11 protein-coding genes and 1 tRNA gene are annotated in these 12,977 nt (G+C 67.4%); 8 read left to right on the top strand and 4 right to left on the bottom strand.

Annotation, left to right across the window (positions count from 1 at the left end):
- Positions 1 to 32: 32 nt before the first annotated feature.
- From ACFQO7_RS28230 to rlmB, 3 genes are read left to right on the top strand one after another with little or no spacing between them, the layout of a single operon-like run.
- Entirely contained in the window at positions 33 to 854 is an 822-nt protein-coding gene (locus ACFQO7_RS28230; protein WP_376809212.1) for a hypothetical protein, read from the top strand.
- 13 nt (positions 855 to 867) lie between these two features.
- The gene (gene cysS, locus ACFQO7_RS28225) at positions 868 to 2,283 is read left to right on the top strand and encodes a cysteine--tRNA ligase (protein ID WP_376809211.1); all 1,416 of its coding nucleotides are present in this window, start codon (positions 868 to 870) and stop codon (positions 2,281 to 2,283) included.
- Positions 2,283 to 3,404: a 23S rRNA (guanosine(2251)-2'-O)-methyltransferase RlmB gene (gene rlmB, locus ACFQO7_RS28220; protein ID WP_376809210.1), complete on the top strand. Its 1,122-nt coding sequence runs from the start codon at positions 2,283 to 2,285 to the stop codon at positions 3,402 to 3,404. Before cysS ends, rlmB begins: the two co-directional genes overlap by 1 nt.
- Positions 3,405 to 3,560: 156 nt before the next feature.
- On the opposite strand, the gene ACFQO7_RS28215 is transcribed toward rlmB, so the two are convergent.
- Positions 3,561 to 4,952 (bottom strand): class II fumarate hydratase, encoded by a 1,392-nt coding sequence (locus ACFQO7_RS28215; RefSeq protein ID WP_376809209.1) that lies wholly within the window; start codon positions 4,950 to 4,952, stop codon positions 3,561 to 3,563.
- Between the two features lie 104 nt (positions 4,953 to 5,056).
- The gene (locus ACFQO7_RS28210; RefSeq protein WP_360530862.1) at positions 5,057 to 6,148 is read right to left on the bottom strand and encodes an ABC transporter ATP-binding protein; all 1,092 of its coding nucleotides are present in this window, start codon (positions 6,146 to 6,148) and stop codon (positions 5,057 to 5,059) included.
- Between the two features lie 265 nt (positions 6,149 to 6,413).
- Here ACFQO7_RS28210 and ACFQO7_RS28205 point away from each other — a divergent pair.
- The 4 genes from ACFQO7_RS28205 (at position 6,414) to ACFQO7_RS28190 (ending at position 9,595) form a co-directional block, all read left to right on the top strand.
- Positions 6,414 to 6,489 (top strand) — tRNA-Thr (locus tag ACFQO7_RS28205).
- A 650-nt stretch (positions 6,490 to 7,139) separates the two neighbouring features.
- Positions 7,140 to 7,886: a TIGR04255 family protein gene (locus ACFQO7_RS28200; protein WP_376809208.1), complete on the top strand. Its 747-nt coding sequence runs from the start codon at positions 7,140 to 7,142 to the stop codon at positions 7,884 to 7,886.
- A gap of 30 nt (positions 7,887 to 7,916) precedes the next feature.
- Positions 7,917 to 8,843 carry a helix-turn-helix domain-containing protein gene (locus ACFQO7_RS28195; RefSeq protein WP_376809207.1) on the top strand — a complete coding sequence of 309 codons (927 nt, stop codon included), beginning with the start codon at positions 7,917 to 7,919 and terminating at the stop codon, positions 8,841 to 8,843.
- A gap of 188 nt (positions 8,844 to 9,031) precedes the next feature.
- Positions 9,032 to 9,595: a hypothetical protein gene (locus tag ACFQO7_RS28190; RefSeq protein WP_376809206.1), complete on the top strand. Its 564-nt coding sequence runs from the start codon at positions 9,032 to 9,034 to the stop codon at positions 9,593 to 9,595.
- A 438-nt stretch (positions 9,596 to 10,033) separates the two neighbouring features.
- On the opposite strand, the gene ACFQO7_RS28185 is transcribed toward ACFQO7_RS28190, so the two are convergent.
- A complete protein-coding gene (locus ACFQO7_RS28185; protein WP_376809205.1) occupies positions 10,034 to 10,357 on the bottom strand; it encodes a hypothetical protein in 324 nt (107 codons plus the stop codon).
- 507 nt (positions 10,358 to 10,864) lie between these two features.
- Between ACFQO7_RS28185 and ACFQO7_RS28180 the strand changes: the two genes are divergently transcribed.
- Positions 10,865 to 11,071: a winged helix-turn-helix domain-containing protein gene (locus tag ACFQO7_RS28180; protein WP_376809204.1), complete on the top strand. Its 207-nt coding sequence runs from the start codon at positions 10,865 to 10,867 to the stop codon at positions 11,069 to 11,071.
- Positions 11,072 to 11,160: 89 nt separating this feature from the next.
- On the opposite strand, the gene ACFQO7_RS28175 is transcribed toward ACFQO7_RS28180, so the two are convergent.
- The gene (locus tag ACFQO7_RS28175; protein WP_376809203.1) at positions 11,161 to 12,963 is read right to left on the bottom strand and encodes a hypothetical protein; all 1,803 of its coding nucleotides are present in this window, start codon (positions 12,961 to 12,963) and stop codon (positions 11,161 to 11,163) included.
- Positions 12,964 to 12,977 lie beyond the last annotated feature (14 nt).

Here is a 12,977-nt window from a genome sequence, read left to right as displayed (position 1 = left end):
GCCGGTTGTTCCGGCGTGGCACCATGCCGCGCATGGTCCACAGGGTCACCGGTCCAGACGGGCACGAGTGGTGGGTGGGCCGTCGCTGGCTGCCCTGGCGTCCCGCACGGCGGCGCCGCGACGGCGAGTCGCTCGGCGACAGCAGCCAGTTGGCGCCGCTCGCCGGTGCCGACGGCATGTTCGGCTGCGTGATGGTGTTGATGATCATCGTGGCGTTCCCGGTCGTGCTGTTGCTGGTCTTCCTCGCCATAGAGTGGCTGGTGGTGCTCCTGCTGCTGCCGTTGTGGGTGCTTGCGCGCGTGCTGTTCGGCGTGCCGTGGGTGATCGTCGCGCGGGGGAGGTCCGCCGACGGCCGGCGGTGGCGCTACTACGGCCGGGCAGCCGGCTGGCGGGGCAGTGCGGCACTGATCGACGCGGTACGCGAGGAGGTCCGGCTGCACGGAGCGCCGCGCTCGCTCGGTGCGCCTGTCGTCGCCGAGCAGGACGACATCGTCGTGTCGGGCGAGGAGTCGCTGCAGCTCGTGCAGTCCGGCGAGCCCCTGGAGATCCAGGGCCAGGTGTACGGCACGACCTCGCCGTACGCCCGAAACGGGTGGCTGAGCGGGTGGCTGCGGGCCGACGAGGTCTCGCTGAGCATCTCGCAGGCCGGCGGCGTCGCCCGCCGGGCCATCCCCGTGCTCGGGGGTGCTGTGCTGCCCGAGACGCCGTCGACGAAGGCGGACCGGGCGGCGATCGGAGACCTGGCGGTGATCGGCGTCACCGGCGCCGATGGCCGTGAGTATCGAATCGCCGTCGATCCGGATGAGCTTGAGGCGTTGCGGTGGTTGCAGTCGCGATGGACCGCCCCGCATTGACTATCCTTGTCCGGTGACGTTGAGACTCTTTGACACCGCGACCCGACAGGTGCGCGACTTCGTGCCGCGCGTTCCCGGTCAGGCCTCCGTGTACCTGTGTGGTCTCACCGTCCAGTCCGGCCCGCACATCGGCCACCTGCGCTCGGGCGTCAACTACGACGTGCTGCGGCGCTGGCTGATCCACTCGGGCTACGACGTCGTGTTCGTGCGCAACATCACCGACATCGACGACAAGATCCTCGCCAAGTCCGTCGAGCAGGGTCGCCCGTTCTGGTCGATCGCGTACGCCAACGAGGTGACCCTCGCCGCCGCGTACCGGGCGCTGAACGTGCTCGCCCCGACGTACGAGCCGCGCGCCACCGGGCATGTGCCCGAGATGCACGAGCTGATCACCGACCTGATCGAGCGCGGCAACGCGTACCCGAGCAACGACGGCAGCGGCGACGTCTACTTCTCCGTGAGCTCCTTCGCCGAGTACGGCGCCCTGTCCGGGCAGCGGCCCGACGACATGCTCGCCGCGCCCGACGGCCCGGAGCGGGCCAAGCGCGACCCGCGCGACTTCGCGCTGTGGAAGGGCGCCAAGACCGAGGAGCCCGACGACGCCGAGTGGCCCTCGCCGTGGGGCCGCGGCCGGCCCGGCTGGCACATCGAGTGCTCCGCGATGGCCAAGCGCTACCTGGGCGCGGAGTTCGACATCCACGGCGGCGGCCTCGACCTGGTCTTCCCGCACCACGAGAACGAGCAGGCGCAGTCGCGCGCCGCCGGGCTGGCGTTCGCCCGGTTCTGGGTGCACCACGGCCTGCTCAACCTCGGCGAGGCCAAGATGAGCAAGTCGCTGGGCAACGTCATCGACCTCGACGCGGTCGTCGAGCACGGCATCCGCCCCGTCGACCTGCGCTACTACATGCTGTCCCCGCACTACCGGGCCCGCATCGACTTCAGCTGGGGCGCGCTGGAGGAGGCCGCCACGGCGTACCGCCGCATCGAGGGCTTCGTGCAGCGGGCCGTGGAACTGGTCGGCGTCGTCGAGCCGACGACGCTGTGCGCCGACTTCACCGCGGCCATGGACGACGACCTCAACACCTCGGCCGCGCTCGCGGCCCTGCACGAGGTGGTGCGCGAGGGCAACACCGCTTTGGCCGCCGGGAACGACAAGGCCGCCGCGGGCGCGCTGGGCAGCGTCCGGGCCATGCTCGGGGTGCTCGGCATCGACCCGCTCGACGCGGCCTGGGCCGAGAGCAAGGGCGGCAGCGGGCTGCGCAGCACGGTCGACGCGCTGGTCGCGCTCGCCCTGGAGCAGCGTACGGCCGCACGAGGACGTAAGGACTGGGCCGCCGCGGACGCTGTGCGGGATCAGCTCAAACAGGCCGGAGTCGTGGTGGAGGACACCCCGCACGGTCCACGCTGGACGATCGGAAGTGAACTGTAATGCCGGGCAACTCGCAACGCCGGAACATACGCCAGGTCAGCAAGAAGACCGCCGTCAAGGGGACGGGCGGCAAGGGCAAGGACACCCTGAAGGGCCGGGGCAAGACGCTGCCCGCTGACGAGCGTCCGTGGCACAAGGGTTACTCGGGCACCGAGAAGCTGCCCTCCAAGACCGCCTGGAAGCAGGACAAGGAGCGCAAGGCCGCCGCCGCCGAGGGGCGTGCCCCGAAGATCGGCAAGCCCGGCACCAAGGACACCACCTGGGGGCGCGGCAACGGCGGCAAGGGCGCCCCGACCAAGCGCACCCCCGCCGGCCGTGGCGGCGCTCCCGTGCGCAGCGGCCCGCGGGTCGCGCCCGGTCGCAAGTCGCTGACCCCGAAGGACGCGCCGGAGCTGCTCGTCGGCCGCAACCCGGTGAACGAGGCGCTGCGCGCGCACGTGCCCGCGACCGCGCTCTACGTGGCCCAGGGCATCGACATCGACGAGCGGGTCAGCGAGGTCGTGCGCACCGCGGGCGACCGGGGTATCCCTATCCTCGAGGTCAGCCGCGCCGAGCTCGACCGGCTCACCGGCGGCGTGCTGCACCAGGGCATCGGCATCCAGGTGCCGCCGTACGCGTACGAGACCTTCGAGGACATGCTCGCCGCTTCGATCGAGCACCCGGAGCCGCTGCTGGTGGCGCTGGACGGGGTCACCGACCCGCGCAACCTCGGTGCGGTGATCCGCTCCGCGGCGGCGTTCGGCGCGCAGGGCATCTTCGTGCCCGAGCGGCGGGCCGCGGGCATCACCGCGACCGCTTGGCGTACCAGCGCGGGCGCGGCGGCGCGGCTGCCGGTGGCGCAGGTGACCAACATGACCCGTGCGCTCAAGCAGGCACAGTCGGAGGGCTTCGTGGTCGTCGGGCTGGACGCCGACGGGGAGACGGACCTCTACCAGCTGGAGGCCGCGGTCGGGCCGCTGGTCGTGGTGGTCGGGTCGGAGGGGCGCGGTCTCGGCCGGCTCGTCGGGCAGACCTGCGACATGCGGGTGAGCATCCCGATCGTGTCCGAGGTCGAGTCGCTCAACGCGTCCGTCGCCGCGGCCGTGGCCCTGGCCGAGGTGGCCCGCCGCCGGGCGGCGTGACCTGGCAGCGTTCGCGCGGCGCTTTTCCATAGACGCTGGCCTATTGCATCGAGTTTCCGTGGCTCGGAGTCGATGTAATAGGCCAGCGTCAATTTCGGGGCGATGTCCGCGGCTGTGACCGTGGTGGCCGGAGCGGACCGTGCCGCGAGCCGTCGGTCAGTCCGGCTGACGGGTCATCGCGAGCACGTCGAGTGCCGCGTCGAGCTGCTCCTCCGTGAGCTTGCCGGCCTCCACGTGGCCCCGTTCCACGACGACCTGGCGGATGGTCTTGTTCTCCGCCAGGGCCTGCTTGGCGACGGCCGCCGCCTCCTCGTACCCGATGTGGCGGTTGAGCGGCGTCACGATCGACGGAGAGCCCTCGGCGTAGAGCCGGGCCACCTCCTCGTTGGCCTGCAGCCCCGCGACGCACTTGACGGCCAGCAGCCGGCTCGCGTTGGCCAGCAGCATGATGGACTCCAGCAGGTTGCGGGCCATCACGGGGAGCATGACGTTCAGCTCGAAGTCGCCCTGCGAGCCGCTGAAGGCGACCGCCGTGTCGTTGCCGATGACCTGCGCGCAGACCTGGCGCACCGACTCGCAGATGACCGGGTTCACCTTGCCCGGCATGATCGACGAACCGGGCTGCAGGTCGGGGATGCGCAGCTCGCTGAGCCCCGCCCGGGGGCCGGAGCCCATCCACCGGATGTCATTGGCGATCTTGTACAGGCTGACCGCGGCCGTGCGGAGCTGACCCGACAGCTCCACCAGGGCGTCCCGGGCACCGTGCGCCTCGAAGTGGTTCTCGGCCTCCTTGACCGGCAGCCCCGTGTCGGCGGCCAGCCGGCGGTACACCTCGCGGCGGAACTCCGCGCTCGCGTTCACGCCGGTGCCGACGGCGGTGCCGCCCAGCGGCAGCTCGGCGACGTGCGGCAGGGTCGACGCGACCCGCTCGGCGGCCCGGTGCACCTGCTGCGCGTACCCGGAGAACTCCTGGCCCAGGGTCACCGGTGTGGCGTCCATCAGGTGGGTGCGCCCCGACTTCACCACGTGCGCGAACTCCCGCGCCTTGCGCGACAGCGCCTGCTCCAGCTCCAGCAGCGCGGGGCGCAGCTCGTACGCCACCAGCCGCAGCGCGGCCAGGTGGATCGCCGACGGGAACACGTCGTTGCTGGACTGAGAGGCGTTCACCTGGTCGTTCGGGTGCACCGTCCGGCCCAGGCGCTGCCCGGCCAGGCGGGCCAGCACCTCGTTCATGTTCATGTTGGTCGAGGTGCCCGAACCGGTCTGGTACACGTCGAGCGGGAAGTGCTCCGCGAAGTCGCCCTCGACGATCTCCCGGGCGGCGGAGGCGATCGCGCCCGCGGTCTCCGAGTCCAGGTCGCCGGTGGCCGCGTTGGCTTCGGCCGCCGCCGCCTTGATCTGGGCAAGAGCGATGATCAGGGGGTACGGCAGGACCGTCCCCGACACGGGGAAGTTCTCGATCGCCCGCTGGGTCTGCGCGCCCCACAGGGCGTCGGCGGGTACCCGTACCTCGCCCATCGTGTCGTGCTCGACTCGATACTCCGTCATGGCTCCATGCTTACCCCCTGGCGCACGGGTAACCGAAGATCGGCGCGCACATCACAAAAGGGCGGGACCGTTTCCGGTCCCGCCCTTCCTGCTTACTGCCTGCGTCAGATGCGCACGCCGGAGGCGGCGTGGAACGCGTGGTGGCTACCGACCACCGGCTTGACGAACACGGTGTCGCCGAGGCTCGGCATCGCCTGGCGGGTCGTGGTGACCACGAACCGCTCCTCGCCACCGTTGATCGCGGCGTGGCCGTACACGTTGGCGTTGGCGCCCAGGTCCTCGACCAGGTCGACGACGATCGGCATGCCGCCCTCGCTGGCGCCCACCAGGTCCGAGTCCTCGGGGCGGAAGCCCACGGTGACCTGGCCGTTGCCGCCCTCGGCCTGCGCCGCGGCGACCTGCTCACGGGTGAGCGGAAGCACCATCTGGCCGAACACCGCGCCGGCGTCGGTCAGCTGCACGGTCTTGATGTTCATGGCCGGCGAGCCGATGAAGCCCGCGACGAACACGTTCGACGGCCGGTCGTACAGGGCACGCGGGGTGTCGCACTGCTGCAGCACACCGTCGAGCAGCACGGCCACCCGGTGACCCATGGTCATGGCCTCGACCTGGTCGTGCGTGACGTACACCGTGGTGATGCCCAGCTGCGACTGCAGCGTGGCGATCTGCGAACGGGTCTGCACGCGCAGCTTGGCGTCGAGGTTCGACAGCGGCTCGTCCATGAGGAAGACCTGCGGCTCACGCACGATGGCGCGGCCCATGGCGACACGCTGGCGCTGACCGCCGGAGAGCGCCTTCGGCTTGCGGTTGAGGTACTCCTCCAGCTGCAGCATCTGCGCGGCCTTCTTGACCCGGACGTCGATCTCCGACTTCGGGGTCTTGCGCAGCTTGAGCGCGAACGCCATGTTCTCGTACACCGTCATGTGCGGGTAGAGGGCGTAGTTCTGGAAGACCATCGCGATGTCCCGCGACTTCGGCGGGAGGTTCGTGACGTCCTTGTCGTTGATGTAGATCGCGCCCTGGTCGACGTCCTCGAGACCGGCCAGCATCCGCAGGCTGGTGGACTTGCCACAGCCGGACGGGCCGACGAGGACGAGGAACTCGCCGTCGTTGATCTGGAGGTCGAGCTGGTCGACGGCGGGGCGGTCGGTGCCCGGGTAGATCCGGGACGCCTTGGCATAGGTGACGGTAGCCACGGGGGTGTGTCCTTCCACCGGCAGGAACGTGCCGGACGATCCGAGTGAAAGTGAAGTGCCGGCCACGTTTTCACGAACCCGGCGTTCGCCAAAGTAACCGCGTAACGGCTTGTAAACAAGCCCGTGGATCATCATGTGGAACGCGTCTGCCAGGCAAAACGGACTCTATGGTGATGATCGGTACGAAACTCCGGGGAATCCGGTAGCGGACCTGATACGTACGGCGCGTACCATCGCTGGGTACGGCCGCTCCTGCGCCGTGCATGCCGGCCTGGCGCAATTGGTAGCGCACCCGACTTGTAATCGGAAGGTTAGGGGTTCAAGTCCCCTGGTCGGCTCCAACCACCTAGCTGAGAAACACTGAACCGGGCTCGCCAGTGAAGCGGCGGCCTGGTACGGCCGTAATCGGCTCCGTCGTGCTCGCGGTTTGCCTCGAAGGTCAACGTCACCCCTCAACCTCGGGCTCCAGGGGGTCGCACCCCGCCCACCATCGACCCGGGCAAAGCCTTTTGATCTGCTGACCTGGTCAAGGTCGTTCGGGTGGAGCCGACCAGGTACTTAAACCCCTAACCTTCCGATTACTCGCAGCAAGGCCGGCGACAGCCGTCTGCGAGGTCAGGCGTTCAGGTGTGCAGGTGTGCGCGATCAAGGCCGCACAGGGTGATGCCGTTGCTGTACTTCGCTGCTGACAGCAACCTCTCGCATGGTTCGCGGTCCCGCCTGCGATTAGCTCGGCGTCCGCCCCGCCGTGCATCTGCACGGCGGGGCCGAACCGTCGTGGGCAGTTGGGCATCGAGCTCTGCACCACCGCCACGAACAGATCACCCGACTTATGTACGCATGGCTGCAAGCGACGCGCCGCACGGTGCTGCCCGGAACCCGGCAGACAGTCTTTTTAGAGACAAACCGCCGTGCGCGTAGCACAAGTAGCTCGCTACGTCTACAGTACGGGTTCTAGGCTGTGATGTCGCGTGTGATGTCTGGAGATCCGATGTTCGACTTCTTGCCGGCCGTAGATAATCAACCCTTAAGCAAGCCACCTATTTCAAACGTCATCATCCAGGTCAAGTTTCCCAACCAGCGCCTGTTCACGACACATGCGGGTGCCTCGGAGCTACAGGATGCGCTGGGCCACCGGTATCCCCGCTTGCTAGCCGAGCGACAGACTGTAGTTACGGCCGGAAGCACAGCCGTCAACACCGAGGTCATTCCGCAGTATCGCCTAACGGACCTTGAAGGCGCCTGGTCGCTGATTATCGGCGCAGAAGCGCTTACGCTGGAGACCTCCTGCTACACGAGCTGGACGGACGCACGGGAGCGATTCGACGAAGCGCTAAAGGTGGCGTGTGACGCCGCGAAAATGCGTGTTGCGGAGCGCGTCGGCCTACGATATGTCAACCATTTTGCACAAGAGCGCATGACCCAGCAGGTGCGACCTGAGCTGCTGGCGCTGACACAGCTCAGTGGGCCAAGAAATACTCTCGGTTCTGCAGTCTCGCAGTACATATTCCGCGACAACGCCACCGTGCTGCTCGTACGAACGGGGCTAGCAAACGAGGATCGCACGCGCGTGACCCCTTATTTGCTGGACGTAGATGTCGCCTCGTCTGCACCAACGGCTTTCGACCGCGCAGCAGTAATAGAGCGACTTGACGGCTTCAACGATGTCGCATTTCGCTTCTTCTCATGGAGTTTAACTCCTCAGTATCTCGATGAACTACGCACTGAATCTCCGTAATTCCATCCTAGGCCCAGGAACGGGATAATCATGCGGTCAGCCTCGGTTATTGAAGATGACGAAGTTCTCGGTAGCTATGACCATGGAACCACCTATGGCGCAACCGATGGGATGTCGCAGCTTCTTGAGCGTTTCAGCGAAGTTGCACGCACGCTCCCCGACCGCTCGAACGGAGCGCCGACCTTCAGGGTTACAGTTCATGGCGACGAGGCACCTACGCTCGATGCGATTTCGGAGATCACATCCCAAGTAGTTCGCCTTTCTCAGGTGGTCGGCATAGCGACCGCCTCAAGTGCTTCTCATATCGTCTCTGCACTAGTTTCTTCGTTTGCATCGGGAGCTACCCACGCCTCGGCGGAGATGATCAGCGCAATCGCAGGATTAGTCGCGCAGGCAAGTCTCCGGCCTCTCAGGCCAAATGAATTCGAGATTGAAATCGATGCAAGTCCTCAGCACATCCATACTCAACCCAAGTTCGCTCCCGATTCTGTTTCGACAGAGCAGGGGTCGGAGGAGCGGGCCATAGCCGTACACGCTCGTCTGGCAAGCGACTTGCGTGAAATGTCTGGGATGTCCGCATCCCAGCTGGGTGCGGCGCTGGGTGTAACTCGCGAGCAATATTCACGGTGGACCTCCGGCCGGCCAATCAGCATGGATAGGCATGGCCAACTTCAGTATCTTCACACCCTGATTCGCGATCTCACACGACGCCTTGGGTCCGAGTCTGCGCGTGTGTGGCTCCGCACCCCCGGGGTGGACGGACGGACTCCCGTAGATATAGTCATGTCTCGCCGTTTTGAACTGCTGCACCGCCTCATAGCCGATCTTCCGGATCACTCTCCAGTCGTCAGTGGAACCGTGGTAGCGCTGTTGGCTCCCACGGTCGACGCCGTCGATGACGAAGACGACTACGAGGACGAGCCCTGGTCGCCGTATGCGTCGGATGGTGGTAGTTGAGTACATCGAGCGTCCCGGAACCTGCAGTACCGGACCACAATTGGCTCGAAACTGAAGATCTGTACCTTTCGGTCGGAGAAACCTGCGAGATCGATCGTCCGATCTTTCAGGGTGACGTGTTCCTCCATGTTCCGCTGCCCGTACTGCCTCAGTCGCCTCCGACCGCACCGCAAGAAATGGTCCCCTTCGTGTCGACCCCCGTCATGGTGGTCCCCCATCCTTGTCAGTGCTATCACGGTGACAAGTTGCGTCGTTTCATCACCGTTGCGCCTGTCGAGGAGGTAACGGATTACGCACCGTTTGGCGAGGAAAGAACTGGAGCTAAGGACAAGTTTGCCCTTCTGGACCTGCCAATCTCGGCTGAACCTGATGCCCCTCGCAAGTCTCATGTTGCGAACTTTGGGAAGCTCACAACTGTGGGGCACAAATACCTCAATGTGCGTAACCGCGTGGCTTGCCTCAGCCATATGGGTCTGGGCTTACTCGCAAAGAGGTTGATGCAATTCCAACTTCGTGCACCGAGCGAGCTTGCGCAAGTAATGGGATTTACCCACAAACAGTGGAATGAAGCTTACGTAATGCAAGCGTGGGTTCGCGCAAATGCCAGCCTGAAGGGCTACTCCGCCTGGATGCGAACGCCTACGGCCATTCCCGGAATTAATGAACCTGCCGCCCCGGATGAATACGTCGCTGGCGCACCTGACCTACTTCTGGAATTGATTGGTAAGCAAACTGCTGCTGCTGGACAGTAACGCTAATAACGCCTTCCCCGTCTGCCGTCGGCCGGCACCCCGTGGTCATGATCTGCCGACCTGGTCAAGGTGGAGCGCCCCAACCACCTAGCTGAGAAACACCGTACCGGGCTCGCCAGTGAAGCGGCGGCCCGGTACGGCTGTAACCGGCTCCGTCGTGCTCGCGGTTTCTGTCGAAACTTTCCTATCGGGTCAAGGCGCTCCAGCCGAAGTGGCCACACGGGCGACGTTGACATCTAAGTGCTGGCCGCGTGAACTTGCCGCAATCGCAGAGGGCGGGCGTCTGTCCTGCGGTATGTGGTGGTGCACCGTTAGTAGATACGTGATCTAGCGCGCACTTGGCCAGTCTCCTTCGGATATGTCAGTTCCGCTCGAACGCGGCGATGGCGAAGACGGCCGCGACCAAGTGGAGGACGGCGGCGATCGCAAGGGCGGCTGTCATCGCTGCATTCCCTGCTCCAGTGGCCAGCCGATACGGCCCGCCACGACGTCGGAGCTGGCGGCAAGCAACATCGCCAGGTCGTGCGCAGCCTGGGCTGTCAGCGGGTACGCGTCACGGCTGTCGTTGCGGGAGTCGGCCACCTCTAGGCGGATCTGTGGGCCTTCGTCCAGGCCGCCGTCAACGACGTTGACGGTCAACGTGTGGCTGGGGCCGCACGCGATCTCACCAACGAACACAGCGTGGACAAGGGGGCGGTCGCTATGGTCGCGATCGCACCAGTTCGGATGCTGGCGCGGGACGGCTGCGGCGAGCGTGCTCAAGATATTGACGAGGTGTAGTCGGCTCGGATGTGACACTAGTTCCTACCTCCGGTCAGTTCGGGGGAAGCGGCGGTGCACCCGAGGTCCAAGTCGGGGTGCGCCGCCGCGCTTCGTAACCGTCATCTGTCGCTGAGCGCCACTTGATTGCTGACGTTCTTCAAGTCGGTCGGCTTCCTGCGACCTGGTCGTCGTTCATGGGCAGCTGCTGCGCTGACTGCCGTCGTGGCACTGCGACGCTGGGCCTGACTGGGATGCTGGCGAAGTAGCTGCCAAAGAACGTCTGGGTACCCCGACACGTCGTCCCTGGAACGACGTGTCGGGGCCCCGTTGCGCAGCCGGGGTGCGACCCGGCCGCTCAAGCCCACAAGCGCCAACCCGAGGACTCTTCGATAACCTATCTCACCCATCTTATCTATATCAAGAGTCTCAGCAGTCTCTGGCGGTGAGTGAGGTGAGTGCGGTACTACTTGGGGTGCCAACCCGAGGACGTGCCGTATGCCCATGCCGATGAGTTCGACCGAGATCGCCGAGGACATCGCCGCGCGCATCAAGGCGGGGGAGTACCCGCCTGGGTCGCGGCTGCCCTCATACGCGCAGCTCAAAGAGATCTATGCCCCTGTATCGGTGGCAACGATCGCCCGCGTCATTCGGGACCTGCGCATACGAGGAACGGTCGTGGGTTCGCCAGGCCGAGGGGTCTACGTGCCGGAGTAGCCGCCGCCGAACGGGCTTCGGTTGGGTACGCCCACAACGGCGAGGGGGCGGATGCGTATCGCATCCGCCCCCTCGCCGTGTAACGCCTGTCAGATGAGCGTGTCGCTCTCCACCGGCAGCAGGCCCGCGGCGGTGCCGACGGCCAGCAGCGCGAGCAGCACCTCCATGGAGGTGGCCATGTTGCCCAGGATCGGCAGGTCGTTGACGAGCGGCAGCTGGCCCAGCAGGCTGCCCACGCCGAGGCCGCCCGCGCCGGCGCCGCCGGTCAGGCTGCCCAGCAGCGGCAGCTCGCCCAGGTTGGGCAGGCCGGGCAGCCCGGCCTCGGTGGTGGCCGACTCCGCGTACTCGGCGTCCTCGCCCGCGATCGGGCGCTCGGTGGCCCGGTGCCGACCGACGTGCTGGGGCTGCGGCGCCGGGGCGGAGATCTGCTGGCCGACGGGCAGCTGGGTGTCGAGGCTCGGCTCGGGGTTCAGCAGGTTGGCGCCGCGGCCGGGGCTCATGCCGGACAGCCCGCCGGTGATCTTGCCGAGCGCGTCGCCGACGATCGGCAGCGAGCCGACGACCGGCAGCGAGGTGCCGGGCTTGCCGCCCTGGACGATGCCGCCGGTGAGCATGCCGCCGACGACGGGGAGCTTGGTCACGGTGTCCAGGCTGAGCTTGCCGCTGGCCAGGTCGCGTACGCCGGGGACCTGCTTGGCGATGTCGCCGACGACCAGGATGCTGTCCAGCGGGCCGCCGTTGCCGAGCACGCCGTCGAGGATGGGCAGCTTGTCGACGAAGGGCAGGCCTTCGGCGGTGGGCAGGCCCTCGGTGGCGAGCAGGTCGTCGTTGCCCGGCTGGCCCATCGCGTCGGCGATGAGGGCCGGCACGATCTGCGAGGTCGCGTCGGCGACCTGCTGGGACAGCGCCGGGTCGAGCGTGATGCCCTGGGCGTCGGACGGGTCGAGCGCGTCGGTGTCGAGCAGCGGGTCGATCTGGCGCGCGAGCATGCCGGACGGCATACCGGTGGGCGTCTCGCCGAGCCATTCGCCGAAGCTGTCCTGGGGAGTTCCGACGGCCGGGCCGGCCGGGGCGGGCAGCGGCGCGGGCTGCAGCCCCGACAGGTCGTTGCGCTCGCCGGTGAGACCGCCCAGGGCGTCGCCGCCGAGCGCGCCGGTGAGGCTCGCGAGCGGGTCGGCGGCCTTGGCGCTGCCGTTGAGGCCGCCGCTGAGTCCGCCGGTCAGGTCGCCCAGGCTGCCGGTGATGCCGCCCAGCGGTCCGTCGCCGCCGGTGAGTCCGCCGAGCGGGCCGCCGCCACCGGTGAGGCTGCCCAGCGGGCCGCCGTCTCCGCCGAGCAGGCCGCCCAGGGTGCCGCCGCCGTCGGGGCCGCCCATCAGGCCGGTGGTCAGGCCGCCGAGCGGCCCGTTGGAGAGGCCGCCGATGGGGCTGCCGCCGGGCTGAGCGCCGAGCAGGCCGCCGAGCGGTCCGCCGGAGAGCATGCCGGTGACGCTGTCCAGGCCGGGCAGCCCTTCCTCCTTGCCGGCGCCGTTGAGCAGGCCGGTGCTCGGCAGCGCGCGGGTCAGGGCCGGCGCCTTGCCGGTGAGCGAGATGTCCTGCACCCCGGGGGCGTACGCGGTGACGCCGACGTCGCCGGTGCCGCGGGTGATCGAAAGCGGGCCGTCGGCGAGCAGCCCTGCGTTCAGCCTCGTGTCGGGCATGTCGATCGACAGGCCGAGGTTGTTCAGGCCGCCCGTCGGGGAGAGGAGATCGGCGACCAGCCCTCGCATGGCCTGAAGATCGGCGGTCGGCTGGGCCTCGGTGACCGTTTCAGCGTGCGCGACGCCACTGCCGAGAAGCATGACGCCGCCCGCCACGCCCACGGCGCCGACGGCACGGTAGAACCACTTGTTCATGTCCATCCATTCGA

Origin of the sequence: Catellatospora aurea (assembly GCF_042663325.1) — a bacterium.
GTDB lineage: Bacteria > Actinomycetota > Actinomycetes > Mycobacteriales > Micromonosporaceae > Catellatospora > Catellatospora aurea.
This window is presented reverse-complemented; position numbering and strand designations above follow the sequence as displayed.